The following is a 24,412-nucleotide window of genomic DNA, read 5'->3' on the forward strand; positions in this document are numbered from 1 at the left end:
CCTGCATTGCGGCCGCCGCTCCAGTCGCCGGGTTCGGCTTGCTGAATTTGCAGGCCCGCCTGGAGCGATGGGACTACGAGCGACACGCCGAGGACTGAACGTCCTTCGTAGATCCGCGCGGCCGCAGGCGCTTCGCCGCCTTCTAAGCCGACTACGCAGCGTCGCTACAGCAGCTGTGAGAATCGTTCCCGGACAACGCTTTCGCGGGTGCAGCTCGCTCAGGAAGCCGCCCGGCACGCCTAGGTCGACAGCTGGGTCCGGATGAGCGGCGCGATCTTGTCCGCCATGTACTGATGCCCCGCGTCGTTCGGGTGCACGCCGTCCGCTCCGATCAGGTCGGGCCTGCCCACGAACCAGTGTTCGGCGATCGGGTCGACCCACGTCGCCCCGGCGGCCCCCGCGGCCGCGGCGAGCGCATCGCGAATCTGCAGAATCGGCAGGGGCACGTCGGCCGTCGGCCATGGCGGCCCGATCACCAGAAATCGGGCGGACGGCGCCAGCCGGCGGGCCAAATCGAATGTGCTGCGGGCCTTTTGACCGATCACACCCGCATCGATCGGCTCGTCGTTGCGGGAGCCGAAGAACACCACCAGCACATCGTCGGGCTGCACCGCCCGGGAAGTCAGGTCCTCGAACACGCTGCCGTGGTCACCCGGCATGCCGTAACCGGCCCTGCCCTCGGCCGCGACGTCAGCCGAGATCCGCTCGCCCCGCGCGGCGAGGCCGTCCCACGCGCGGGCCGGCCACGACCTCGGGCCCAACCCGCCCTCGCTGGTGCCGGTGGTGTAGGAATCCCCGACGACGGCCAGGTGGTTCAACCGGAAATCCAGGGTCAGCGTGTCGTAGGTGCGCACCTGGGCGGGATAGGCGATGCCGACGCCGACCAGGAAGGTCAGGCTGATGACGAAAGTGGCCAGACGACTCACCACTACCTCCCTCCCCTGTCAACGGCATCGCCATGTGCCACTGCATTCCATCGATTATCGCCCGCGATTCGCGGCGGGGCGTTAAGACAACCGTCACACGGCGCGGGCTGAAAGCTTTTCCAGCGGACGGTCGATCGGATGCACCTTGCCACCCGGGGCATCTTCGGGATCGCTTCTCGCGGTGACCGCTTTGACATCCACCATCTTGCGCATCCAGCGGCGGGCGGGCTCTTCGACGAAGTGATACATCGCGATCGAGATCAACACGGCGATCGCGAGCAGGCCGATGACGTTCCACTTCCACGGATTGTCCTGCGGCCGCAGGTCGAATTGCTCGACGGACCATCCCCAGGCGGTGTGCACCAGCTCGTGAACCATGTAGAGGCAGAACGAGACCTGCCCGCCGTACACCATCAACCGGGTTGAGAGCACCCTCGGCAGGCTGCCGACGCCGATCGCCAGCGTGATCACCAGCGGAATGAACAGGATGTCGACCACGCCGCCGCTGTCGTTCTCCACGACGCCGGAGATCGGGTGCGCATCAAACCAATACAGCACGCCCACCATGGCGGCCAGCAGCAGCAGGGACAGGTACCCGGCCACGCGGCGGCCGCGATCGGTCAGCCGCAGCCGGCGCACGGCGGCGCACGCCAGCGCGCCCGCCACGAACTGCGTGACGATCCGCGGCAGCCAGCTCCACGGGGTGTAGAAGTGGCCGCTGGCCAGCAGCATGATCACCGGCGGCAGCGCAGCCGCGAAGGCCAACACCATCAGGCTGCGCGCCCGCGTGGCCTGCTTCATCCGCAGGATCACCAGCACCAGAAGGCCGAAGAGCAGGTATGCCAGCCACTCGGCGCTGATCGACCAGGCCGGCCCGTCCCAGCTGGAGTCGTCGAAAAACGGCACGAACCACAGCTGCACCAGCAGGATCTGACGGACGTAGCTGATCGCGGTGAGCTGGCCGGCGTCGGGCGACGGCACGTGGCCGACGTGCAGGGTGAAGATCACCCACAGGGCGGCGAGGTGCAGGGTGACCAGGTACACCGGCCACACCCGGGCCAGCCGCAGCCACAGGAAGTGCAGGGTCGCGCGCGTCGACCACGACCGGCCCATCCGGTCCAGGTAATTCCAGGTCAGGACGAACCCGCTGAGGATGAAGAAGAGGTCGACGCCCTGGGCGCCGCAGTTGAGCACGGGCGCGAGGGCGTCGCGGAAGTCTGGCCCGACGTCGCCCAGCATCGGCCGGAAATGGAACAGCACGACCCACAGGGCGGCGACGATGCGGAGTCCCGTCAGGGCCTTGATCTCTCCCCTGATCTCTGCGCCGCGCACGATGCTCTTTCCGCCTGGACTTCACGTTCGCCTGGTAGCTCGGCTGACCGGGCGACCTCGCGCTGTCACAGGCCCCCGCCTCGCAACCGGTAGCCCTGGCAGCCTAGCAGCGCAATCGCTCTGACGCGCGGACGGTTGTGGTGTGGCACGCGGACTTTCGCCGCGAATCCCAGCTGGACCAACTTTGCTCGCATCGGCGCGAAATGGCGGCGAAAATCGCTTCTTAACAAAAAGTTAGATGCGGCTTTCACCCTCCTTAAGCTTGCGGTTTAGCGTCAAAGCCATAGCGAGCGCCACGGAGAGTGAGGGGTGCCCATGACGATCGTCGATGTGCAAACACGGGATCAGAACGGCATCTTTGAGTGCGGCGGTGCATGGGTTCGGGCTCACCGCCGCCAACTGGCGACCGTGGTGACGATCCGGGGTGAAATCGACGCCTGCAACGCCGACGTGGTTGGCGAGCACATTCGGCGTTTCATCCTCGGAGAGGACCGCGTGGTGCTCGATATGGGCGGCGTAAGCGAATTTGCTACAGCGGGCATTTCCCTTCTGGAAACCTTCGACGACGCGTGCCGCGCCGAGGGGGTGCAGTGGACCTTGGTGGCGAGCCCGGCGGTCGCCGCACTGGTCGCTGACGGCGGGTTCTCCGACAATTACTCGGTACCCGAGGCGCTGCACGACTTGGCCGACGCCATCGCCAGCCGCCGCCGGATGGCGTTGCCGCTGATCAGGACGTCTTAGCGCGCCGTTCGCGGCGCTGCCTGGCGATTCCCACCACCGCCAGCACGCCTGCGCTGGTCACCAGCAACAGCGTCAGCAGCAGCAACTGCGGGTCATAAACCGTCGATGTGGTGAACGGCTGCCCGTCCGCGATCGGCGCCACCGCCACCGTGTGGTGCGAACCCGCCCAGCTGACGCCCGCACCGATCAGCGCCGCGCAGGCCAGGGCCAGTTCGACCCACGCCCTCTTGCTCCCGTAGCGGGCGCTCACTGCGCGGACCCGGCGTCGTCGTCACGGTCGAAGTCGGTGACGTCGGCGGGTTCGACCCGCTCCTGGACCAGTGGGGTCAGGGCTGCGCGGAGCTCGCGGTGCCGGCGCGCCCACGCCTGCGCGTAGCGCGCTCCGGTCAGCTTCAGACCGATGCCGATCCGGCCGCGGGGCACCCCCACCAATTCGCCGAGGGCTCGCGCCGACTGCCAGCGCGCCAACTCCTTGCCGGATGCCTCGTGGTTCTGCGGTTCCGGATACACCTTGAGGATCTCGCGCACCAGGATGGTTTCGGTGCCTTGGCGCAGCGCGTCCTCGGTCAGCTCGACCGAGACGTGGATCCGCGCCGCCTTGACCTGCAACCCGACGAACCCCGACACCAGGACCAAAAAGATGAGCGGGATCACGAACGACACGGGGGCGCCGCTCCAGATCTCGATCAGGATCATCGCGCCCGCGGCCACCGGACCCCACAGCACCCATATCCAGCTGGCGCCCGGTTCGTAGAACAACGGCTTCCGTTCCGCGGCCGTCGACTCGGAATTCACAGCAAGTCCCATCTCACGACAGCCAACCCGCCACGTCGGCGGCCCAGTAGGTCAGCACAATATCGGCTCCGGCCCGGCGGATGCTCGTCAACGACTCGAGCGCCGCCGCCCGCTCGTCGATCCAATTGTTGGCGGCCGCAGCGCAAATCATGGCGTACTCCCCCGAAACCTGGTAGGCGGCCACCGGCACCGGCGACACGTCCGCCGCGGCGGCCACCACGTCCAGGTAACCCAGGGCGGGCTTGACCATCAAAATGTCCGCGCCCTCATCAAGGTCCAGCCGGATCTCACGCAGCGCCTCGCGGAAGTTGCCGGGCTCCTGCTGGTACGTGCGCCGGTCCCCGGACAGGCTGGAGCTGACCGCCTCGCGGAACGGGCCGTAGAACGCCGAGGCGAACTTCGCGGCGTAGGCCAGGATGACCACGTCGGTGTAGCCCGCGGCGTCCAGGCCGTCGCGGATCGCGGCCACCTGGCCATCCATCATCCCGCTCGGGCCAACCACGTGCGCACCCGATTCCGCCTGTGCCACCGCCAGTTTCACGTAGCGGGCCAACGTGGCGTCGTTGTCCACCCGGCCCCTGGCGTCCAGGACGCCGCAGTGGCCGTGGTCGGTGAATTCGTCCAGGCACGTGTCGGCCATCAACACCGTCGCGTCGCCGAGGTCCTTGGCCAGATCGCGCAGCGCGAGGTTGAGGATGCCGTCGGGATCGGTGCCTGCCGACCCCGTCGCATCCTTATCCTCGTCGCGGGGCACCCCGAACAGCATCAGCCCACCCACCCCGGCGGCGACGGCGTCGGCCGCCGCGCTGCGCAGCGAATCGCGGGTGTGCTGCACCACGCCCGGCATCGACGCGATGGGCCGTGGTTCGTCGATCCCGTCGGCGACGAACATCGGCAACACCAAATGCCTTGGCTCCAAGGATGTTTGCGCCACCAAGCGACGCATCGCGGGGGTGGAACGGAGCCGGCGCGGGCGCTGCCGCGGGTATGCCATGCTCATCCGTCGCCGCGGGCGTGTCCAGAAGGCCAGCCGAGACGGCGTGTCGGTGTGCTGGGGGCGCCTCCCGCTTGCGGGGGAACGCGCACGCTCGCCCGTCTGACGCTCACTAGCGCCTGCGGCTCTTTTTACGCGGCGGCGGCAGCGCGCCCTCGGCGCGCAACCGGGCGGCGTGCTCGGCTAGGGCGTCGACCAGCGGACCGACAGCGGCAGTCTCGGGCTGCACGTCCACCCGCAGGCCGAACTCCGCGGCGGTCTCGGCGGTTTTCGGGCCGATGCAGGCGATGATCGTCCGTGCGTGCGGCTTGCCGGCGATGCCGACCAGGTTGCGCACGGTCGAGCTGGAAGTGAAGCACACCGCGTCGAAGCCGCCGGTCTTGATCATCTCCCGCGTCTCCGCCGGCGGCGGCGCGGCCCGCACCGTCCGGTAGGCGGTGACATCCTCGATCTCCCAGCCGCGTTCGCGCAACCCCTCCGCCAGCGTCTCGGTGGCGATGTCGGCCCGCGGCAGCAGCACCCGGTTCACCGGGTCGAAAATGCTGTCGTAGTCCGGGAAGTCGTCCAGCAGGCCGAGCGAGGACTGCTCGCCCGCCGGCACCAGCTCGGGGCTGATACCGAACGCCCGGACCCGGTCGGCCGTCGACTCGCCGACACAGGCGATCTTCACGCCCGAGAACGCCCGTGCATCCAAACCGAATTCGCCGAACTTCTCCCACACCGCACGCACCGCGTTGGTGGAGGTGAACACCACCCATTGGAAGCGGCCATCGACCAGACCCTTGACGGCCCGTTCCATCTGGGCGGGGCTACGCGGCGGCTCGACGGCGATGGTCGGCACCTCGATCGGCAGCGCGCCATAGGACGTCAGCCGCTCGCTCATCTCGCCGGCCTGGTCCTTGGTGCGGGGCACCAGCACCGTCCAGCCGTACAGCGCGCGGCTCTCCCACCAGTTCAGCTTCGCCCGGCTGGCCACCGTCTTGCCGATGGTCACCACCAGCGGCCCGGTCAACGGGCCCGCCGGGTCCGTCCCGCCGAGCACGGCGGAGTCGGTCAGACCGCTCAGCGTCGTCTCGATCGACCGCTGCTGGCAGGTGGTGCCGTGCGCGGTCACCACGCACGGCGTGCTCTCGGCCAGCTCGTGCTCGATCAGGGTGCGTGCCGCGTCGGCCAGATGCGACGTGGTGGCCTGCAGGATCAGCGGGCCGGGCGCCGCGGCCAGGGCGTCCCAATCCACATTCGGGTCACGCACGTCGGCGACCGTGTGCGACGAGCCCAACGGCAGCCCCGCGTAGGTGGGCACGGCGTCGGTCGGCGCCAGGCCGGGCACGATCTCGATGTGCAGGTGGCTCCGCGCGACCGCGTTCACCTCGGTGATCACCGCGTCGACCGTCAGCGGGTCACCGGCCACCAGCCGCACCACGTCGACACCGATACGGGCCTCGGCGGTCAGCGTCTTGGCCACCTCGGCCGGCTCGCCCAGCGCCGGGCGGACATCGGGACCGGCCGATATCACCGCGGACTGCTCGGCTCCGTCGGTGGCCGCGTCGCCGTTGCCGGCGGCGGCGTCGGCCGGCGCCGGGCCGGAAACGGGTGGTAGATCCTTGCCGATCAGCGCCAGCACCGGCTCCGGCACGTCGGGGTCGGTGAACACCAGCGCGGCGTTCGCCAAGACCGTCGCGGCCCGGGTGGTCAGCAGACCCGGATCGCCGGGCCCGGAACCCACGTAGGTGATGCGGCCGGGTCTCGGCTTACGCCCTCGCGTCGTCATTGTCGCTCCCACGTCACTCGCAATTAACTTCCTCGGTTCGGGTCCTGCCGCGCTTCGGCCATCAGCTCTCGGGCGCCGAGTTCGAACAACTCCGCGGCGACCGAAACCCCCAGCTCCCGCGCCCGGTCGGCGGTGCCGATGCCGGACGCGCGTATCACGTCGGACCCGTCCAGCGCCGCCACGCAACCGCGCAGCGACAGCTCTTCGAAGACACGGCCGTCCTCATCGATGGACTCGACCACCTCGGCGATCGCGCCCACCGGTGCGGAGCAACCCGCCTCCAGTTCGGCCAACAGGGCTCGCTCCGCGGTGACCGACGCTCGTGTGTCGGCGTCGTCCAGCTCCGCCAGCACCGCCGCCAACTCATCACCCGCGCGGCATTCGACGGCGAGCGCGCCCTGAGCCGGTGCTGGCAACATCTGCACCGGCTCTAGCGTCTCGGTGACATCGTCGAGGCGACCGAGCCGGGCCAGTCCGGCCCGAGCCACCACGATCGCGTCGAGATCACCATTGCTTACCCTGTTCAACCTGGTATCTAGGTTGCCTCGTAGGGGGCGGATTTCCAAACCGAGACCCAATGCTCTAAGCTGCGCGGCCCGGCGCGGGGACGACGTGCCCACCAGCGAACCCGGCGGCAACTCCCCCAGCACCAGCCCGTCGCGGGCCACCACCACGTCACGGGGGTCGTGGCGGGGCGGTATCGCCGCGATCGTGAACCGCGGGTCGTCCGCGGTGGGCAAATCCTTGTGCGAGTGCACCGCGGCGTCCACCCGGCCGTCGTTCATGGCCTCGCGCAGCGCGGTGGTGAAGGCGCCGACGCCCAGGGTCTCGATGGGGGCCGACGAGCGGTCGCCGGCGGTGGTGATGATCACCAACTCCGCGGGGTGGCCGTTGGCGATCAAGGCGTCCCTGACGACGCCGGCCTGGGTGGTGGCCAACAGACTGCCCCGGGTGCCTATCCGGATCACATTCGCCAATCGGCTACTCGGCGGCGGATTCTTGCGTGCCGGCGTCGAATCCCGTTGATATGACCGGCAATTCGCCCGCAGCGACGGCGTCGACGGCGGTCTGGTCGAGTTCGAAGAGTTCGCGCAGGGCCTCGGCGTAGCTGTCGCCGCCGGGGGCGCTGGCGAGTTGTTTGATCCGCACCGTAGGCGCGTGCAGCAGCTTGTCCACCACCCGCCGCACGGTGCGCGCCACCTCCTCGCGGTGGGCGCTCTCCATGCCGGGCAGCCGGTTGTCCAGGCGCAGCAGCTCCGCCTCCACCACGTCGGCGGCACGCTGGCGCAGCGCGGTTACCGTCGGGGTGACCTCGGCCATACGCTGGCCGGCCAGGTAGGCCGCGACTTCCGCCGCCACGATGTGGCGCGCGTGGTGCACGTCGGACGCCGCGGCGTGCGCCGACGGCTCGTGTTGCACACGGTCGACGTCGACGACCCATACCCCGGGCAGCCCGGCGACCGCCGGATCCACGTCACGCGGCATGCCCAGGTCGCAGATGACCAGCGGCCGGGTCGACTCGTCGCGGCGCGCGGCGGCCAGCGCGTAGTGCACGTCGGCCAGCGTCACCACCGGGCTCACCGCGCCGGTGCAGCTGACCATGACATCGGCGTCGGCCACCGCGTCGGCCAGGCGATCGAGGGACATCGCGTCGGCCTGCACACCGGATTCGCGGATCTTGCGGGCCAGCCGCTGCGCGCGGGACAACGATCGATTCAGGACGTGCACCCGCCCGACGCCGGAACGGGTCAGGTGGGCCGCGGCCAGGGCGCCCATCGCGCCGGCGCCGACCAGCGCGGCCGTCTTGCCTTCCAGGCCGCCCAGCCGGCGGTCGGCCATGTCGAGGGCGACCGACACCACCGAGGCGCCGGCCGCGTCGATGGCGGTCTCGGAATGCACGCGCTTGCCCACCGACAGCGCCCGCTGGGCCAGCTCGTGCAGCACCCGGCCGACGGTGCGATTGCTTTCCGCGGTGGCGTACGCGCGCCGGACCTGGCCGAGCACCTGCTGCTCACCGACCACCGCGGAGTCCAGGCCGCTGGCCACCGCGAACAAGTGCTCGACGGCGGCCTCGCTGTAGCGGACGTACGCGTACTTGGTCAGATCCCCCATCGACATTCCGGAGTGATCCGACAGCACCTGCCCAATGGCCGCCAACCCGCCGTGGAACGCGTCCACCACCGCATAGACCTCGACCCGGTTGCATGTCGACAGCACCATCGCCTCGGTCACCAGCGGCGACTGCAACACTCGGTCAACGATCTTGCCCTGATCGGATTCGTCGATGCTGAGTTGTTCCAGGACGGAGACCGGCGCACTGCGGTGCGAAACCCCGAAGAGCAAGACGCTCACGGCAGCATCACCTGGCCAGCTCCCTTGCTTCCTCCAGTAACTGAACTGGTTTCCACGGTAATCGTTTATCAGGTGGGCTACCAAATAATTGCCCAGCGTCACAGCGGCCCGCCGCCTGCCGCACCGTCATCGACCGAGATCCGCGCGCAGCCGGGGCTCGTCAAGCTCCCAGTAGCTGTGCTCGCGGCCGTCGAGCAGGATCACGGGCAGCCGGTCACCGAATTCGGCGCGCAACGCGGGGTTGCCGGCGGCCGCGGCGGCGTCGACGTCGGTGGTCGACAGGTCGAAACCGAGCTCGGGCGCCAGTTCCCGAAGCCGGTCATGCACCCGCACGCAGATGGTGCAGCCGTCGCGGGTCAGCAGTTCCACCTGCGGCCTTCGGGGGGCGTCGGTCATGGCCATCAGTCTGGCACCGGTGACTTGTGGGGGCATTTGGCTGGCGTTATTTTCCGGTCATGGCCGACGAGACCGTGCGCGTTGACCCCGTGGTGATGCAGAGTCACGCCGCGTCCATCGCTGGCGCGGCCGAGCACCTCTCGAGCCGCCTCGCCCAGCTGGACGATCAGGTGGGGCAGCTGCTGGGCGGCTGGCAAGGCGCCTCCGGGACGGCGTATTCCTCGGCGTGGGAGCTCTGGCACCGGGGCGCTCGCGAGGTGCAGCTGGGGTTGTCGATGTTGGGGCATCTGGTGGGTCAGGCCGGCGAGGGATATCAGGCCAACGAGGCCGGGTCCGCCGCGGCGGAGCGGGCGGTGTTCGGTGGCTGAGGCGTTTCGGGTAGATCCGCAGGCGTTGGCCGACGCGGTGCAGCGAATGGCCGATTTTCAGCGCTACGCCGAGGACGTGATCACCGAAATCGATTCCCGCGTAAGGCGTTTGCACACGACGTGGACGGGCGAGGCGGCGGCCGCGCACGCCGAGGCACATCAGCACTGGGCGCGCGGTGAGGCCATGATGCGCGAGGCGCTGGCGCAACTCGAGAAGGTGGCCGCGACCGCGCACGGCAACTACACCGGGGCAATGTCGACGAATCTCGGCATGTGGTCGTGACCAGATGTCGCCGCTGGCGTGTGACCCGACTGCGCTAGACCGCGCCGGCGCCACGGTGCTGGCCACGGGCGAGTCACTGGGATCGGTGATTTCGGCGTTGACGGCGGCGCTGGCCGGCAGCGCGGGCATGGCCGGCGACGACCCGGTTGGCGCGGAGTTGGGCCGCTCGTACGACGGTGCGGCGGCCAAGGCGATCGAGGCGATGGCCAGCACCCGTAACGGGCTGTGCAGCATCGGCGACGGGGTGCGGGTGTCGGCCTACAACTATGCGCTGGTCGAGGCGCAGTCGGATGTCACCGGCGGGGCCACTGCCCTGCCGACGCCGCAGGTGACCGCGCCGTTGACCGTTGGGGTGAAGCCGCCGTCGGCGGTGGGCGCCGGCACCGGCGCGCCGGCGGGGTGGGGCTGGGTGGCTCCGTACATCGGAATGATCTGGCCCACTGGCGATTCGGCGAAACTGCGGGCCGCCGCGGCGGCGTGGGCCAGCGCGGGCGCGAACTTCATGGCCACCGAGACCGCTGCGGGCGGCGGGACGATGGCCACGGTTGCCTCCCAACAGATCCCGGAGGGGGCCGCCATCAACAAGGCGTTGACCGACGCCTCCGAGTCCGCCATCAACGTGGCACGCCAGTGCCAAGCGATCGCCGCGCAGCTCGACAGTTATGCCGCGAAGGTCGACAAGGTACACGCGGCGATTCTGGATCTGTTGTCCCGCATCTGTGACCCCCTCACGGGGATCAAAGAGGTCTGGGAGTGGCTCACCGACGAGGACGAAGACGAGATCAAGAAGATCGCCGACGACATCCGCACGGTGGTCAACAACTTCGCCCAGGAAGCCGAGACGCTGGGCGCTCAACTCAACGCCGCCATGACGGCCGCCGCCGCGGCTGCCGCTGCCATGGGCCGGTGGGCGGGAAAGGACTGGGACCACTTCCTACACGGCACGGAGGTGGGCAGGGTCCTCAACCACGTTGGTCAGACCCTGAAGGGCGTCGGTGTGGAGGGTTACGACTTCCTCGAGGGCCTCAACCAATTCAGCCCGACCCGCCTTCAATCCGATCCGGTGGGCTTCGTCAAAGACGCGGTGGGAATGGTCGAAGGGGAAGCCACGCTGGCGGGGTTGGGCCCCGACGGTCTACACGGTGCCGGCCAGGCGTGGAAAGAGTTGGGTAAAGACCTCATCCACTGGGACGATTGGGCCTCACACCCGGACGAAGCCTTCGGAAAGACCCTCTTCGACGTGGGAACCTTGGCGCTGCCCGGGGGACCGCTGTCCAAGCTCGGGAAGCTCGGTCGCGGTATGGGCGATGCGCTGAAGGGCTTGAGGGGCGAACGGCTGCCGGAAGGTGTGAAACCGCCCTCGGTGAAGCCGCCGTCGGAGCCACCGCCGACGGTTCCCAAGCCGCCGGAATCGGGAGCACCCGCGCCGCCGGGCAAGCCGGAGCCGGGCAGGCCCGCACCCCCCGCCTCGGGCAAGCCCGTGCCCGGGCCTGCTGACGGCCCCCTTCCGCACAGCCCGACGGAGTCGAAGCCGCCGGTCGGCGACAAGCCCCCCGCCGGTGAGGCACCCAAGCCGGCCGCCGCGCCGCCTGGGTCGGCTGGCAAACCGGCGGTGCCCACGCCGGCCGAGCAGGCGCCACTACCTCACTCGAAGCCGGCCGAGCCGGTGCCAACCCACGCGCCGGCTGCTCCCAGTGGCGAATCGGCCGCGCCTGCCAACGCGGGTCCGCCATCCCCGCCGGCGCCGCACCTGCCGACGCCGCCGTCGGTGCCGATGGGTGGCGGACCTGCCGAAGCAACACCTCCTGGCCTCGGTGAAATGCCGCACGCCCAGGGGCGGGGCCTCCACCCGCCCGAGCCGCAGCTGCCGCACGACGCGGGGCCGCCGCATCCAGTCGAAGGCGGTGGGCCGCCGTCAGACCCGATGCCCGCAGAAGCAAAACCGACGGAGTCACCAAACGATAGTCCGTCGCCCAATCACGAGGGTAACCAATTAGCGGATTCGGCGGATCAAGCGCTTCCGCATGACGAAACGCCGGCGGCTGGTCGACAGATAATCAGTGGTCATGGCAGCTACGATCCGGATAATGGTTTCTTCGTTGTACCAAAAGGGTCGAGCATCACGACTTTTGCCAAGCATGGTTCGACGATCACCGATTCACTCGGAAATTTGATCGAGACTGGCGGCGATACCTCTGGGGTATTCTCTGAAACCTTTCAGGCCGGAGAATCTATACCGAACTACACCATTCATCCACCTGATGGATTAAATATCTTGGGATCGCCCTTAACGGTGACGCAGGCTACGTTAATTAGCGAACTCATACATGAAGGCATGGGACCTATCGACCTTGCGGTATGCACTTACGACCCGTTTAATCCGTCAGGCATGGTTTACCACCTGACGGGAATATACGATAGACTTAACGACAAGTTCACGCCTTACGAAAGGTCTCGATCTTGACTTCGCCGCATGCCGCTGGTGTAGAGGAATTAATCGACATCGCCGCCGAGCAGAAGTCCCATGAGGCAGCTGAGCAGCTCTTCTCCGTGCTTAAAGATGTCGAACTATTCTTTCCGAGAACAACAGTGCTGCGCCAAGGCAAGCAGCTCAATGCAACTCCCCTGCTCCGCCTTCCTGACGGCACAAATGCCATGATGCTATATACATCGAAGGATCACCCGGATCTGCCGGAAAAATTTGCAGGCGGTGCCTTCAAAGACGCTCTTAGAGCCGCACTGGAAATGCCGGATCTTGACTGGGTGATCGTTTCCAATCTCGCCTCGAAATGGGTTGCAATGAATAAGCAACAAATCCTATTCATCCTCCACAGCGAGCAACCGGAGATGCTGGCTGATAACAACGTGACTGATAACAACTTTGTCGAACCATCACGGGCTGCCGGGAATCTGCTCGAGGATCTGATCACTCGTGCCGTCCTGACGCCGCAAGAGCAGCTTCTCGCTCAGATCGCGTCTGCATTACAAGGCCGTGAGGTATTCGTGGAGTTAGCGGAAATACGAGGTGAAAATGGCCAACCGGTCATGAAGACCTTTGAAATTGAGCATCTACCTCGTGTGTTACGTGCGTATACCACTCGAGCGCGTCCGGAGATCAGATATGGGGGCATGCAATGGGAGGCACTGAAAGGATTGGTCACGACGGCCGCCCAAATCGACGGCATTCAAATTATAAATGAAGCCGACGACTGGGTTGTGTTTGACCGAAACGCATTAAAGCTCGATGCAGGCGACTGAACTCGATGAGGAGATTCTCCTGACTTCGCCAGTTCCCACGCCTAGCTACCCCACCCTCCCAGCCAGTCGGGCGTAGCTCTGAGGCTCACGGGCAATAGAGCTGTCCACCCCCTCCCCGATAGGGTTGAATACCGGGGCCCACTGGGTCGCCAGGCAGCACAGCGATCTAGGAGGTTTGGCGATGACTTCCTCTGACCCGGCCAACGGAGACGTCAGTCGCGCTGACCTGGAGTCCCTGGCCGCCGAGGCCAGCGCCGCCCGCGCGCTGGAGGGCCTCCAAGCCGAGAAAGCCGCCACCGACGAGGACCGCCCCCAGCCGCCGATTGACCTGACCGCGGCCGCCTTCTTCGACGTGGACAACACCCTGGTGCAGGGCTCCTCGGCGGTGCACTTCGGCCGCGGGCTGGCGGCGCGCAACTACTTCACCTACCGCGACGTGCTCGGCTTCATCTATGCCCAGGCCAAATTCCAGGTTCTCGGCAAGGAGAACAGCAACGACGTCGCCGCCGGCCGCCGCAAAGCGCTCGCCTTCATCGAGGGCAGGTCGGTCGAACAGCTGGTGGCGCTGGGCGAGGAGATCTACGACGAGATCATCGCGGACAAGATCTGGCCGGGCACCCGCGAGCTCACGCAGATGCACCTCGACGCGGGCCAGCAGGTGTGGCTGATCACCGCCACGCCTTACGAACTCGCGGCGACCATCGCGCGGCGGCTCGGCCTGACCGGCGCCCTGGGCACCGTCGCGGAGTCCGTCGACGGGGTGTTCACCGGCCGGCTCGTCGGCGACATCCTGCACGGGACCGGAAAGGCGCACGCCGTGCGGTCGCTGGCGATCCGCGAGGGCCTGAACCTCAAGCGCTGCACCGCCTACTCCGACAGCTTCAACGACGTGCCCATGCTCTCGTTGGTGGGCACCGCGGTCGCCATCAACCCGGACGCGCGTCTGCGCACCCTGGCCCGCGAACGCGGATGGGAGATCCGCGACTTTCGCACCGCCCGCAAGGCCGCCCGGATCGGGGTTCCGTCGGCCCTGGCGCTGGGGGCGGCCGGTGGCGCACTGGCCGCGGTGGCATCCCGGCGGCAATCGCGCTGATAGGCTGCGCCGCTGAGACCTATTCGAGCGGAGAGCGGCAGCGGTATGACAATCCCTAAAGGAGCCGAAGGGCTCATCGGCAGCCATTACCGGGCGCCGGATTACTTCCTCGTCGGCCGAGAGAAGATCCGGGAGTTCGCGCTCGCCATCAGGAACGACCATCCGACGCACTTCAACGAGGCCGATGCCGCCGCCGCAGGGTACGACGCGCTGGTCGCTCCGCTCACATTCCTCGCCATCGCGGGGCGGCGGGTGCAGCTGGAAATCTTCACCAAGTTCAGCATTCCGATCAACATCGCGCGGGTCATGCACCGCGACCAGAAATTCAAGTTTCACCGGCCGGTCGTCGCCGGGGATAGGCTTTACTTCGACACCTATCTAGACTCTGTCATTGAGTCCCATGGCGCCGTGATCACAGAGATCCGCAGCGAGGTCACGGACGCCGAGGGCAAACCGGTGATCACCAGTACAGTCACGATGCTGGGGGAAGCCGCAAACCACGAAGCCGACCACGAAGCAACCGTCGCGGCAGTCGCGTCCATATCAGCGGGAAAGTAGGTTTGAATCTATGACGTCACAGGGGGAAGCCGGTAGCACCCAGCTGAAGCCGCCGGTCGAGAAGGTGCGGTCGCACTACGACAAGTCGAACGAGTTCTTCAAGCTCTGGCTCGACCCGTCGATGACCTACAGCTGCGCCTACTTCGACGAGGATCCGGACCCGCAGAATCTGACCAAGACGCTGGAAGAGGCGCAGTACGCCAAGCGCAAGCTGGCGCTGGACAAGCTGAACCTCGAGCCCGGCATGACGCTGCTCGACATCGGCTCGGGGTGGGGTTCGACGATGCGGCACGCGGTGGCCGAGTACGACGTGAACGTCATCGGCCTGACGCTCAGCGAGAACCAGTACGCGCACTGTGTGGCCGAGTTCGACAAGATGGACAGCCCCCGCCGCAAAGAAGTGCGGATCCAGGGCTGGGAGGAATTCCCCGACGAACCGATCGACCGCATCGTGTCGTTGGGCGCGTTCGAGCACTTCGCCGACGGTGCGGGTGACGCGGGGTACGAGCGGTACGCCACCTTCTTCAAGAAGTACTACGACCTGCTGCCCGACGACGGCCGCATGCTGCTGCACTCGATCGTGGTGCCCTCCGCCGAAGAGGGCAAGAAGATGGGCTTGCAGGTGAACATGACCCTGCTGCGGTTCATCAGCTTCATCTTGAAGGAGATCTACCCGGGTGGGAAGTTGCCGCAGGTGGACCTGGTCGACAAGTACGCCACCGACGCGGGCTTCAAGATCGAGCGCCATCACTTCATCGGCAAGAACTATGTCCCGACGCTGACCGCCTGGGCCGACGCGCTCGAGGCGCACAAGGAAGAGGCGATCGCCCTGAAGGGGCAGGAAACCTACGACATCTACCTCAAGTACTTGCGCGGCTGCTCCGACCTTTTCCGCGACGGCTACACCAACGTCTGCCAGTTCACCATGGTCAAGTAACTTGCTCGAAAAACGCCCCGGACGCCATTGGCTCCGGGGCGTTTTCGCGTCGGTACCAGGCCGAATACCGAACCCGGCTGGGCCGCGAAGCGACCAGGGTCAGCCGAAGAAGATGTTGCGCCGGCCGGCGAGCAACCGGTACAGCGTCTGCTGAATGGTCTCGCGCACCTGGTCGGTCAGCTCGAAGGTGACCATCGGGTCCTCGGCGTCCGACGCCGCGTAGTCGTTGGTGTAGATCGGCTCGCCGAACGCGATGCGCCACTTCGACGGCAGCGGCACCAGGCCCGCGGGCCCCGCCAGCGGGAACAGCGGCGTGATCGGGAAGTAAGGCAGCCCGAACAGCCGCGCCAGCAGCTTCACGTCGGTCAGCATCGGGTAGATCTCTTCCGAGCCGATGATCGAGCACGGAATGATCGGCGCCTTGGTGCGCAGGGCCGCGGTGACGAACCCGCCGCGCCCGAAGCGCTGCAACCGATAACGGTCCTCGAAGCGTTTGCCCAGCCCCTTGTAGCCCTCGGGGAACACGGCGGTCAGCTCGCCGGCGGCAAGCAGGCGGTGCGCGTCGGTAGTGCAGGCCATGGTGTGGCCGGCCTTGCGGGCGGCTTCGCCCACGACCGGCAGGTCGAACACCATGTCGGCGGCGAGCAGCCGCAGGTCGCGCTGCGCGGGGTGCTCGTCGTGCACCGCCACCGACAGCATCAACCCGTCGAACGGCAAGACCCCGGCATGGTTGGCCACCACCAGCGCGGCGCCCTCACTGGGCAGGTTTTCGACACCGCTGACCTCGACGCGGAACCACGACCGGAAGAAGAACCTCAGCAACGGCCGAACGATCGCGCTGTTGAAGTGTGGATCGAAACCGAATTCGTCGACGGTGTAGTCACCGGTGAGCCGCTGGCGCAGGAACCCGGCGACCGCGGCGACGCGCTGGGCCAGATCGTTGAGCGGCGCGTCCGACGACCCGGAGCCGGCCGTGCGCCGGTGCTCATCGATCTCGCGGACGACGGCGGCGATCTGCTCGGCCGACGCCCGACCGTGCGGATCGAGTAAGGAGGGATGCTGGCGGGCCGACTCCGCGCGCTGGTCGGCTCTTCGGCGTGCCGCTACCCGACCCCGATTCGTATGCAGCGGAATAACATTCGCTCTGTTTTCACCCGCCACGATACCTACCTGACCCCACCCCACGGAATTGGATTTCGGCTGCCCCAGCGCTGAGCTAGGGATATGGCGCGACCCTCCAAGGAGCGTACCCGATGCGGGTCGATAATGGGAGTCATGCCGCGGCCGCGAACGTAGTCGTCGAAAGCCTCGGCGGTCGTCCACTTCGGCTGATAGCCCAACTCCACGCGCATCCGGGTGGTGTCCATGACGCGGCCGTAACTTAGGTACGCGAACTGATCGCGGCTGATCTCGTTGTAACGGTTAGCCCTTCTCAGCGAATCGAGGGCCCACACGCCAAAACCGGGAACTGGCAAGGGAATCCGGCCGGCCCGGCGGATCGCCTGGGACAGCATGATGATGCCGTCGGCGCCGATGTTGAAGGTGCCGGCCTTGCCGGCCATCGCCGCGCGTTCCAGCGCGCCCAGGGCATCCTGCTCGTGCAACAACTGCAGCCGCGCGTCGCGGCCGAACATGGTGGGCACCAACGGCCCGGCCAGGTACCGCGACAGCGTGGTGTCCATCGCCGGCCCGATCATGTTGGCCAGCCGCAGGATTGTCACGGCGATGTCGGGCCGGCGCCGACCCAGTCCGCGGGCGTAGGCCTCGATGTCCAGGCTGTCCTTGGCGAAACCGCCGCGCAGGGGCCGGCGGCTGGTGCTGTCCTCGGTGAACATCACCGGATCGTGCGCGCTGGACCCATACACCTCAGACGTCGACTTGAGCACCACGCGTCGCACCGAGGGTGCCTTCTGACAGGCCGCGAACAGCTGCATCGCGCCCATCACGTTGATTTCCTTCAGCGCCGCGGTGCCACCGGACCGCGGGGCGTACGACGCCGCGGCCGCGTGCACCACGGTGTCGACTTCGCCGTTGCGAATCACCTTGGCTATGAAGGGATTACGGATGTCGGCGCGGACGAACTCCGCGCGCCCCATCCGGCGCAGCATGTCCTTGCTGGGCGCGATCGCGTCCACCGCGATGACCGTGTTGATCATCGGGTTCTGCGCGAGCCGGGCCGTCAGGTAGCCGCCCAGGAAGCGGCACGCACCGGTGACCAGCACCACCTTGGGGTAGTGCACCGTGTTGGTCGCGGTGTCGCCGGTGCCGACGCCATCCCCGCTCGACTGATCCACCCAAACAGCCTATCGACTCCGGAGAGCGCAGCACGACGCCGCGGGCGGGCCCTACTTGCCGAGTTTTCTGCGCTGCACCCGAGTGCGGCGCAACAACTTGCGGTGCTTCTTCTTCGACATGCGCTTGCGCCGCTTCTTGATTACTGAACCCATGAACTCCGCTATCTGACCCGTGACCTGCTTGCAGGATTGACCCGGACACTTTACCCGGCGGGACGCACCGAACACCAAACGGCGTCGATCACCGCCGAGCGAAGAGCGAAGTGCGGTTTCGGGTCAGCCCGCGTCGAAGTAGGACGTCTCCAGCATGTCGTGCACCGCCTTGGCGTGTACCCGGAACGACCGCCCGACCCGGACCGCGGGCAGCTCGCCGTTGTGCACCAGCCGGTACACCGTCATCTTGGAGACCCGCATCAACGCGGCCACTTCGGCGACGGTCAAGAATTGTGTCCTGCCCTGCTGGCCCTCGCCGGAACCGGTGTCCCGCTTACCAGCAGAATCGCGCGCCGATGGCCCGTTCGTAGACGTCATCGCAACCCAATCGTGTCAGGCACGCGCAATGCCAGCGGCTTCCCCTCCGCTGGCACCCACACGTGCATACAAAGAGGAGAATAGCGGGACTGATGGGGTTACTGGTACTGGTGGGGGACAATCAGTTCAAATTTCTTGGATTACTCCGATGTAATTCTTAGCTGCTCAGAGCGCGTTTTGGCGGCCTGAACGGCCGCGTCGACGGCGGCCCGCAAGCCGCCCCGTTCCAGTTCCCGCAGCCCCGCGGCGGTGGTGCCGCCGGGCGAGGTGATGGTCGCCCGCAGCTGCGTCGCCGTGGCGTCCACGCGCGGCCCCGGGGCCTCGCCTTCCCCCGGCCGCCGGTCGGCGTCCATCCGTTCCAGGAGCATGGCCGCCGATCCGGCCATCGTCTGCGCCGTCAGGTCGGTGGCCACCTCGCGGCTCAGCCCGGCGGCCACCCCGGCATCCACCAGCGCCTCGACCATCAGGAAGAAGTAGGCCGGGCCGGACCCCGACAGCGCGGTCACGGCGTCCATCTGGGCTTCCGGCACGGTCAGCACGCCACCGACGGAGTCGAACAGGGCCGAGACGCCCTCGAGCTGCGGGGCGGTTACGAACCGGCCGGTGGCCAGCGCGGTCACCCCCGCGCCGACGAGCGCCGCCGCGTTGGGCATCGCCCGGACCACCGGCGTCCCGGCGGGCAGCTTCGATTCGAAGTACGAGATGCCGATCCCCGCGGCGACGGTGACGAACACCTGCTCGGCGGTGTCGCTCTCGGACGCGGCCGCCACCCGGGCCAGCTCCGCGAGCACCGGCTCGACGTCGCTGGGCTTCACCGCGACCACGACGAAGGACGCGTTCTCCACCGCGTCGGCCACCGAGGTGATCAACACCGAATAGGTGTCGGCCAGGTAATGGGCGCGCTCGGGAACGCGTTCGGCCACCACCAGGTCTTTGACCTGCCGGCCCGCGCGCAGCAGACCCGACAGCAGCGCCTCCCCGATGCTGCCGCCACCGATGATCGCGATTCTTGCCATGCCCGACAGCATCGCAGACCCCGGCGCCTAACCAGCGGCAGGGACCAGCGCCAGTTGGCGGGCTTGCACGACGAGGCGGCCCAGGCTGTCGACGACGGTGTGGTCCTCGTCAAACCAGTCGTGCCCGATCTCGGTGCACGTCGCGATGATTCGCAGCCACCCGTCGGCGGGCAGGCCGCGCAGGAAGGCCGTCAGCTGGACGGTGGGCGCCCAGCCGGTGCGTTCCACCGCGAAGGTCACCGGGGCCGACAGGTCCCCGCACATCAGCGCGAACAGGGCGTCCGGGGCGACGTCGCGGGGGCGCGCCCACATCTGGATGATCGGAGGGCCGCCGTCGGCCGTCGGGCCCAGCGTCGACAGCGCCGGTCGCACGTCGCAGCCCTCGCCGAGATGGACCAGGCCGGCCAGCGGGTGGCCCGGCCCGATCGGGGCGATGTCGTCGGGCGGCTCGGGCGCCATCAGGCCCACCACCGGGTTGGCCGACAGCAGCGGCTTGGCGTCACCGTCCGGCGGAAAGTGTTCGGGCTCGCCGAGGTTGACCACGGCGTGCACGGCGGTCCGGTCACCCTGGGTGAGCTCGACGTCGACGACGCTGATCCGGCGGCCGCGCTTGCGGATGGACGTCGCCAACCGCATTGGCCCCGGATCCGGCGCCCACAGGAAGCTCGCCGACACCGCCACCGGCTGCTGAACCGCGTCGAAGGCGGTCGATGGCCCCGCGCAGGCGGTGCGCGCGGCGTTGGCGCAGAGCGCCAGCATGGCGCCCCCGTGCACCTTGGGGCCGATGGTCCAGTGCTCGTCGAGCTCGCCGTCAAAGACGCCGGGGCCGACCTCCCGCAATGCCATTGCGGTGGTGAACAACGCGTTCATGGTCTCCTGGGGTGGTCAGCGCAGCAGGTGCGTGCGGGCGAACTGCAACGATTCGGCGAGCATGCTTTCGCGCTCGTTGGCTGAGCGCGCGCTGGACGTGGAGACTTCCAGGATGACGTGGCCGGCGAAGTGGCTGCCGGCCAGCATCTGGCACACCTCGGCGGTCGGCTGCGTGCCGCGGCCGGGCACCAGGTGCTCGTCGGCGGGCAGGCCGCTGCCGTCGCAGAGGTGCAGGTGCACCAGTCCGCCGCCCATGCGCTGCGCCATGTCCAGCGAGTCGCTCCCCGCGGTCGCGGTGTGGGACAGGTCCAGCGTGTAGTGGGCGTGGTTGCCGTCCAGCGGGTCGTAGGAGGGCGCGAACGCCGAGATCGCCGGGCCGGGGCCACCGCCGCGCTTGCGCATCCGCTCCAGCGATTGGCCCGAGCCGAAGAACCGGTCAGCCCGGAACGGGAACATGTTCTCCACCGCGATCAGCACGTCGCTCGAGGCTTCCAGCTCGGCGACCTGGTCGCTGAACCCCTCGGCGTAGCGCCGCTGCCAGCGAAACGGCGGGTGCACGACGACGGTCTGCGCGTCGAGCTGTTCGGCGGCCCGCACGCTGCGGTCCAGCTTGGGGATCGGGTTGGCGCCCCACACCCGCTGCGAGATCAGCAGGCATGGCGCGTGCACGGACAACACCGGGACCCGATAGCGCCGGGACAGCTTCGCGATGGCGTCGATGTCCTGGCTGACCGACTCGGCCCACACCATCAGCTCGACGCCGTCATAGCCGAGCCGGGCCGCGTACTCGAACGCGGCCTCGGCCCGCAATGGGTACACCGAAGCCGTTGAGAGTCCGACTTTGATAGCTGGGCGCAAGGGTCTGTGTGGTCCCGGGCCGCCTAGCCCGACTGCAACGACAGCGCCAACGGTCCCAGGGTGATCAGCGCCCCCACCGCGACCGCGATCAGCGTGCTCGCGATGTCCTCGGTCTTGCGCACCACCCGGACGCCGACGACCAGGCCGAGGATCACCAGCACCGAGAGCACCAGCGCCACGATGCTGTTCCAGCGCCACAGCTCGTCGAAGGCGACGAACAGCCCGGCGCCGAAGGCCACCGCCAGGATCGACTGGAACACGACCAGGCTGCCGCGCCACACCGCCTCGAACCTGCCCTGGGCCGCGTGGGCGTCGGTGGCCGTGGCCGCCCCCTCGGTCGCGTCGTCGAGGTGCTCCTCGTCGCGCTCCTCGTGCGGCACCAATGCGGCGAACGGGTCCTCCGCGTCTTCGTCCTCGTCGGCCTCGGTCTGCAGGTAGGAGCGCACGTAGGCGGAATCCTCCAGCGCGGGCTCGGCGTCGCGCACCTCCGAATCCATCACGTCCACCGGCAAATCGGTGTAGTGGTCCAGCGGGTCGGGATTCATGTCCTCGGCACCCGATTGCCCGGTGCCGTTGGTCTCCCCCGCCGCGCCACGGCTCAGGGGGCGCGGGTAGGGGCTGCGCTCCGGCCCGGGCGCCTTCGCGGGCTGCGACTTGGGCCAGCGCGGTTCGGGCTGCGACCAGTACGCGGCCGCGGGCTTGTCTTCGGTTTGCTGCTCGGGCCCGGTTTCCTCGGCGGCCGGCCGTTCCGCCGTGCGCGGGTCCTCGTCGTCGTCGCGGATGATCGGGATCTCGCCGGTCAGCTCGGCGACGGTCACCGCGTCACTGTCGCCGCGCCGGCGGCGCCTGCGCCGCGTCACCGCGGGGGCGCCGATCGTCCCGTTCTTGGCCAGGAGCTCGGCCACCGAGATCGGCCGAGTCCCGGGGCTCTCGGCCTCGGAGTGTGGTCCGGTCATGCTTTGTCGCCTCTCGATCGGTTGCCGTCCCGATCACCTGCCTGACCTCCAGCATCGCGCACGGATCGCTTCATGAGGGGCGTTCCGTCGGCTTCGCTGTCGAGTTTGCGCAAGATGAGACCTTCCCGTAATGCCCACGGGCAGATATCCACCGATTCGATCGACAGCGCTCGCATACTCGCCTCCGCCACCAGCGCACCCGCCACGATCTGTGGCGCGCGCTCGGCGCTCACCCCTTCCAGTTCTGCCCGGTCAGCGGTCGTCATCCTAGAGATGAAAGATATGAGTTGCCTGAGGCCGTTTGCTGTGAGCGTCCGCTTCACCCGCGGCCCCGCGGCCGACGGCGCCGCGCCGGTGAGCCGGGCGAGCGAGCGAAACGTCTTCGACGTCGCCACCGCCAGGTCGGGCGCGCCGGCGTCGAGCACCTGCTCGCTGGCCTCGGCGAGCTCGGCGTCCAGCCAGTCCCGCAGCATCCCGACCCGCCGCCGCCCGGGCGGGTCGTCGGGCAGCCATTCGCGGGTCAGCCGGCCGGCGCCCAGCGGCAGCGACAGCGCCACCTCTGGCTCCTCGTCGACACCGCTGGACATCTCCAGCGAGCCGCCGCCGATGTCGAGGTTGATGATTCGCCCCGCGCTCCAGCCGTACCACCGGCGCACCGCCAGGAAGGTCAGCCGCGACTCGTCGACGCCGCTCAGCGCCTCCAGCTCGACACCCGTTTCCTTGCGGACCCGCGCCAGCACGTCGTCGGAGTTCACCGCGTCGCGGAGCGCGGAGGTGGCGAACGCCATCAGCTCGGCGCACCCGGAGCTGTCCGCGATCTTGGCGAACTCGTCGATCGTGGAGATCAGCTTCTCGGCGCCGCGCTTGGTGATCTTGCCCGAGCTGTCGATCGACTCGGCCAGTCGCAGCGTGGCCTTCGTCGAACTCATGGGCGTGGGATGCCCACCACGGTGCGCATCAACCACCAAGAGGTGAACCGTGTTGCTGCCCACGTCCAGCACGCCCAATCGCACGGGAAATAACCTAGTCGGATGTGGGCGGGCCCCGCGTTGCGGCCCGCTGCGGGGGTTGCCGATCTTGATCCGCCGGGCCCCGAGTGTCAGCGGGTCGAAGAGCCGGATGTGTCGACTAACGTGGACACCGTGGCGAATTCCTACCCCGAGCCCGGACACGAGGTCGAACTGGACTTCGCCCGTGAGTGGGTGGAGTTCTACGACCCGGACAATCCCGAGCACCTGATCGCGGCCGACCTCACCTGGTTGCTGTCGCGGTGGACCTGCGTTTTCGGCACGCCCGCCTGCCACGGCACGGTGGCGGGCCGCCCGGACGACGGCTGCTGCTCGCACGGGGCGTTTCTGTCCGACGACGACGACCGCGCCCGGCTCGACGACGCCGTGCAGCAGCTGACCGACGAGGACTGGCAATTCCGCGAAAAGGGATTGGGCCGCAAGGGGTATCTGGAGCTCGACGAGCACGACGGGCAGCCGCAGTACCGCACGCGCAAACACAAGGACGCCTGCATTTTCCTGAACCGGCCCGGCTTCCCGGGTGGCGTCGGATGTGCGCTGCACAGTAAGGCCCTCAAGCTCGGCGTCGCGCCGTTGACCATGAAGCCCGACGTCTGCTGGCAGCTGCCGATCCGGCGCAGCCAGGAGTGGGTGACCCGGCCCGACGGCACCGAGATCCTCAAGACCTGGGTCACCGAATACGACCGCCGCGGTTGGGGTTCCGGCGGTGCCGACCTGCACTGGTACTGCACCGGCGACCCCGGTGCCCACGTCGGCGCCAAGCAGGTGTGGGAGAACATGGCCGACGAGCTCACCGAGTTGCTCGGCGCCAAGGCCTATGCGGAGCTGGCCTCGATGTGCAAGCGCCGCAACAAGCTGGGGCTCATTGCGGTCCATCCGGCGACTCGCCTCGCGGAGTAGCACCAGTTTTTCTGTAGGACAAGAGCATTCGCTGCGCGCTGGCCAGCAGGTAGGCCTCGACCGCCGCGGCGGCTCTCGCCTCGTCGCCGGCCGGCGCGGGCGCGGCGTCGTTACAGGCGGTCGGCTCGCGCTCCCGGCCGCCGAAACCGTGCTCG

The 24,412-nt window shown here is 68.0% G+C and carries 26 protein-coding genes and 1 pseudogene; 9 read left to right on the top strand and 18 right to left on the bottom strand.

Going from position 1 to position 24,412, the window contains the following annotated elements; genetic code table 11:
* Nucleotides 1–239: 239 nt before the first annotated feature.
* Both ACEL92_RS23750 and ACEL92_RS23755 read right to left on the bottom strand, forming a co-directional pair.
* Complete coding sequence (locus tag ACEL92_RS23750; protein WP_374023033.1) at nt 240–926, bottom strand: Rv0518 family GDSL lipase; 687 nt, start codon at nt 924–926, stop codon at nt 240–242.
* A 93-nt stretch (nt 927–1,019) separates the two neighbouring features.
* Nucleotides 1,020–2,258, bottom strand: coding sequence for an acyltransferase family protein (locus tag ACEL92_RS23755; RefSeq protein ID WP_374023034.1), 1,239 nt, complete (start codon nt 2,256–2,258; stop codon nt 1,020–1,022).
* A gap of 315 nt (nt 2,259–2,573) precedes the next feature.
* On the opposite strand from ACEL92_RS23755, the gene ACEL92_RS23760 reads away from it, so the two are divergent.
* Nucleotides 2,574–2,999 carry an STAS domain-containing protein gene (locus tag ACEL92_RS23760; protein ID WP_374023035.1) on the top strand — a complete coding sequence of 142 codons (426 nt, stop codon included), beginning with the start codon at nt 2,574–2,576 and terminating at the stop codon, nt 2,997–2,999.
* Here the strand turns inward: ACEL92_RS23760 and ACEL92_RS23765 are convergent.
* The 7 genes and pseudogenes from ACEL92_RS23765 to ACEL92_RS23795 form a co-directional block, all read right to left on the bottom strand.
* Complete coding sequence (locus ACEL92_RS23765) at nt 2,986–3,249, bottom strand: hypothetical protein (RefSeq protein WP_374023036.1); 264 nt, start codon at nt 3,247–3,249, stop codon at nt 2,986–2,988. The two genes, ACEL92_RS23760 and ACEL92_RS23765, sit on opposite strands and share 14 nt — an antisense overlap.
* Nucleotides 3,246–3,758 (bottom strand): DUF3093 domain-containing protein, encoded by a 513-nt coding sequence (locus ACEL92_RS23770; RefSeq protein ID WP_374026356.1) that lies wholly within the window; start codon nt 3,756–3,758, stop codon nt 3,246–3,248. The genes ACEL92_RS23765 and ACEL92_RS23770 overlap by 4 nt, the downstream gene beginning before the upstream one ends.
* A 49-nt stretch (nt 3,759–3,807) precedes the next feature.
* The gene (gene hemB / locus ACEL92_RS23775) at nt 3,808–4,794 is read right to left on the bottom strand and encodes a porphobilinogen synthase (RefSeq protein WP_374023037.1); all 987 of its coding nucleotides are present in this window, start codon (nt 4,792–4,794) and stop codon (nt 3,808–3,810) included.
* Nucleotides 4,795–4,900: 106 nt separating this feature from the next.
* Nucleotides 4,901–6,559 (bottom strand): uroporphyrinogen-III synthase, encoded by a 1,659-nt coding sequence (locus tag ACEL92_RS23780; RefSeq protein ID WP_374023038.1) that lies wholly within the window; start codon nt 6,557–6,559, stop codon nt 4,901–4,903.
* 23 nt (nt 6,560–6,582) lie between these two features.
* On the bottom strand, nt 6,583–7,527 hold the full coding sequence (gene hemC, locus ACEL92_RS23785; RefSeq protein WP_374026357.1) for a hydroxymethylbilane synthase: 945 nt from the start codon (nt 7,525–7,527) through the stop codon (nt 6,583–6,585).
* A gap of 13 nt (nt 7,528–7,540) precedes the next feature.
* Nucleotides 7,541–8,911, bottom strand: a complete 1,371-nt coding sequence (locus ACEL92_RS23790; protein WP_374023039.1) for a glutamyl-tRNA reductase — start codon at nt 8,909–8,911, stop codon at nt 7,541–7,543.
* Nucleotides 8,912–8,918: 7 nt separating this feature from the next.
* Nucleotides 8,919–9,307, bottom strand: a pseudogene (locus tag ACEL92_RS23795) (glutaredoxin family protein).
* A 59-nt stretch (nt 9,308–9,366) separates the two neighbouring features.
* Here ACEL92_RS23795 and ACEL92_RS23800 point away from each other — a divergent pair.
* From ACEL92_RS23800 to ACEL92_RS23830, 7 genes are all read left to right on the top strand, one after another.
* Nucleotides 9,367–9,675: a WXG100 family type VII secretion target gene (locus ACEL92_RS23800; RefSeq protein ID WP_374023040.1), complete on the top strand. Its 309-nt coding sequence runs from the start codon at nt 9,367–9,369 to the stop codon at nt 9,673–9,675.
* Nucleotides 9,668–9,958: a WXG100 family type VII secretion target gene (locus tag ACEL92_RS23805; protein WP_374023041.1), complete on the top strand. Its 291-nt coding sequence runs from the start codon at nt 9,668–9,670 to the stop codon at nt 9,956–9,958. The genes ACEL92_RS23800 and ACEL92_RS23805 overlap by 8 nt, the downstream gene beginning before the upstream one ends.
* A gap of 4 nt (nt 9,959–9,962) precedes the next feature.
* The gene (locus ACEL92_RS23810) at nt 9,963–12,422 is read left to right on the top strand and encodes a putative adhesin (RefSeq protein ID WP_374023042.1); all 2,460 of its coding nucleotides are present in this window, start codon (nt 9,963–9,965) and stop codon (nt 12,420–12,422) included.
* Complete coding sequence (locus ACEL92_RS23815; protein ID WP_374023043.1) at nt 12,419–13,216, top strand: hypothetical protein; 798 nt, start codon at nt 12,419–12,421, stop codon at nt 13,214–13,216. The genes ACEL92_RS23810 and ACEL92_RS23815 overlap by 4 nt, the downstream gene beginning before the upstream one ends.
* A 181-nt stretch (nt 13,217–13,397) precedes the next feature.
* Nucleotides 13,398–14,309 carry an HAD family hydrolase gene (locus tag ACEL92_RS23820; RefSeq protein ID WP_374023044.1) on the top strand — a complete coding sequence of 304 codons (912 nt, stop codon included), beginning with the start codon at nt 13,398–13,400 and terminating at the stop codon, nt 14,307–14,309.
* A gap of 45 nt (nt 14,310–14,354) precedes the next feature.
* The gene (locus ACEL92_RS23825) at nt 14,355–14,867 is read left to right on the top strand and encodes a MaoC family dehydratase N-terminal domain-containing protein (protein WP_374023045.1); all 513 of its coding nucleotides are present in this window, start codon (nt 14,355–14,357) and stop codon (nt 14,865–14,867) included.
* 10 nt (nt 14,868–14,877) lie between these two features.
* The gene (locus tag ACEL92_RS23830) at nt 14,878–15,804 is read left to right on the top strand and encodes a cyclopropane mycolic acid synthase family methyltransferase (protein ID WP_374023046.1); all 927 of its coding nucleotides are present in this window, start codon (nt 14,878–14,880) and stop codon (nt 15,802–15,804) included.
* Between the two features lie 99 nt (nt 15,805–15,903).
* Here ACEL92_RS23830 and ACEL92_RS23835 read toward each other — a convergent pair whose 3' ends face one another.
* The 9 genes from ACEL92_RS23835 to ACEL92_RS23875 form a co-directional block, all read right to left on the bottom strand.
* Nucleotides 15,904–16,989: a lysophospholipid acyltransferase family protein gene (locus ACEL92_RS23835; protein WP_374023047.1), complete on the bottom strand. Its 1,086-nt coding sequence runs from the start codon at nt 16,987–16,989 to the stop codon at nt 15,904–15,906.
* Nucleotides 16,971–18,098, bottom strand: coding sequence for an SDR family oxidoreductase (locus ACEL92_RS23840; RefSeq protein WP_374023048.1), 1,128 nt, complete (start codon nt 18,096–18,098; stop codon nt 16,971–16,973). The genes ACEL92_RS23835 and ACEL92_RS23840 overlap by 19 nt, the downstream gene beginning before the upstream one ends.
* Before the next feature lie 51 nt (nt 18,099–18,149).
* Entirely contained in the window at nt 18,150–18,251 is a 102-nt protein-coding gene (locus ACEL92_RS23845; protein ID WP_003402602.1) for a 30S ribosomal protein bS22, read from the bottom strand.
* Between the two features lie 123 nt (nt 18,252–18,374).
* Nucleotides 18,375–18,629 carry a cell division/environmental response transcriptional regulator gene (locus tag ACEL92_RS23850; protein ID WP_046185670.1) on the bottom strand — a complete coding sequence of 85 codons (255 nt, stop codon included), beginning with the start codon at nt 18,627–18,629 and terminating at the stop codon, nt 18,375–18,377.
* 140 nt (nt 18,630–18,769) lie between these two features.
* Nucleotides 18,770–19,645: a pyrroline-5-carboxylate reductase gene (gene proC, locus ACEL92_RS23855; RefSeq protein WP_374023049.1), complete on the bottom strand. Its 876-nt coding sequence runs from the start codon at nt 19,643–19,645 to the stop codon at nt 18,770–18,772.
* Between the two features lie 27 nt (nt 19,646–19,672).
* Entirely contained in the window at nt 19,673–20,515 is an 843-nt protein-coding gene (locus tag ACEL92_RS23860; protein ID WP_374023050.1) for a thioesterase family protein, read from the bottom strand.
* Nucleotides 20,516–20,530: 15 nt separating this feature from the next.
* Nucleotides 20,531–21,373: a sugar phosphate isomerase/epimerase family protein gene (locus ACEL92_RS23865; RefSeq protein WP_374023051.1), complete on the bottom strand. Its 843-nt coding sequence runs from the start codon at nt 21,371–21,373 to the stop codon at nt 20,531–20,533.
* A gap of 23 nt (nt 21,374–21,396) precedes the next feature.
* Complete coding sequence (locus ACEL92_RS23870; protein ID WP_374023052.1) at nt 21,397–22,329, bottom strand: hypothetical protein; 933 nt, start codon at nt 22,327–22,329, stop codon at nt 21,397–21,399.
* Complete coding sequence (locus ACEL92_RS23875) at nt 22,326–23,342, bottom strand: Ppx/GppA phosphatase family protein (protein WP_067306251.1); 1,017 nt, start codon at nt 23,340–23,342, stop codon at nt 22,326–22,328. Before ACEL92_RS23875 ends, ACEL92_RS23870 begins: the two co-directional genes overlap by 4 nt.
* A 120-nt stretch (nt 23,343–23,462) precedes the next feature.
* Here ACEL92_RS23875 and ACEL92_RS23880 point away from each other — a divergent pair, with 120 nt between their 5' ends.
* Nucleotides 23,463–24,257 (top strand): hypothetical protein, encoded by a 795-nt coding sequence (locus tag ACEL92_RS23880; protein WP_374026359.1) that lies wholly within the window; start codon nt 23,463–23,465, stop codon nt 24,255–24,257.
* The last annotated feature ends 155 nt before the right edge of the window (nt 24,258–24,412 follow it).

Origin of the sequence: Mycobacterium hainanense, from assembly GCF_041890355.1 — a bacterium.
Taxonomy (GTDB): Bacteria; Actinomycetota; Actinomycetes; order Mycobacteriales; family Mycobacteriaceae; genus Mycobacterium; species Mycobacterium hainanense.

Bases quoted from the DNA above. Each gene is read 5' to 3' on its own strand.
- ACEL92_RS23830 (WP_374023046.1), top strand. From the start codon at position 14,878: ATGACGTCACAGGGGGAAGCCGGTAGCACCCAGCTGAAGCCGCCGGTC.
- ACEL92_RS23870 (WP_374023052.1), bottom strand. From the start codon at position 22,329: ATGACCGGACCACACTCCGAGGCCGAGAGCCCCGGGACTCGGCCGATC.
- ACEL92_RS23760 (WP_374023035.1), top strand. From the start codon at position 2,574: ATGACGATCGTCGATGTGCAAACACGGGATCAGAACGGCATCTTTGAG.
- ACEL92_RS23820 (WP_374023044.1), top strand. From the start codon at position 13,398: ATGACTTCCTCTGACCCGGCCAACGGAGACGTCAGTCGCGCTGACCTG.
- ACEL92_RS23825 (WP_374023045.1), top strand. From the start codon at position 14,355: ATGACAATCCCTAAAGGAGCCGAAGGGCTCATCGGCAGCCATTACCGG.
- ACEL92_RS23860 (WP_374023050.1), bottom strand. From the start codon at position 20,515: ATGAACGCGTTGTTCACCACCGCAATGGCATTGCGGGAGGTCGGCCCC.
- ACEL92_RS23810 (WP_374023042.1), top strand. From the start codon at position 9,963: ATGTCGCCGCTGGCGTGTGACCCGACTGCGCTAGACCGCGCCGGCGCC.
- ACEL92_RS23845 (WP_003402602.1), bottom strand. From the start codon at position 18,251: ATGGGTTCAGTAATCAAGAAGCGGCGCAAGCGCATGTCGAAGAAGAAG.
- proC (WP_374023049.1), bottom strand. From the start codon at position 19,645: ATGGCAAGAATCGCGATCATCGGTGGCGGCAGCATCGGGGAGGCGCTG.
- hemB (WP_374023037.1), bottom strand. From the start codon at position 4,794: ATGAGCATGGCATACCCGCGGCAGCGCCCGCGCCGGCTCCGTTCCACC.
- ACEL92_RS23800 (WP_374023040.1), top strand. From the start codon at position 9,367: ATGGCCGACGAGACCGTGCGCGTTGACCCCGTGGTGATGCAGAGTCAC.
- ACEL92_RS23850 (WP_046185670.1), bottom strand. From the start codon at position 18,629: ATGACGTCTACGAACGGGCCATCGGCGCGCGATTCTGCTGGTAAGCGG.
- ACEL92_RS23780 (WP_374023038.1), bottom strand. From the start codon at position 6,559: ATGACGACGCGAGGGCGTAAGCCGAGACCCGGCCGCATCACCTACGTG.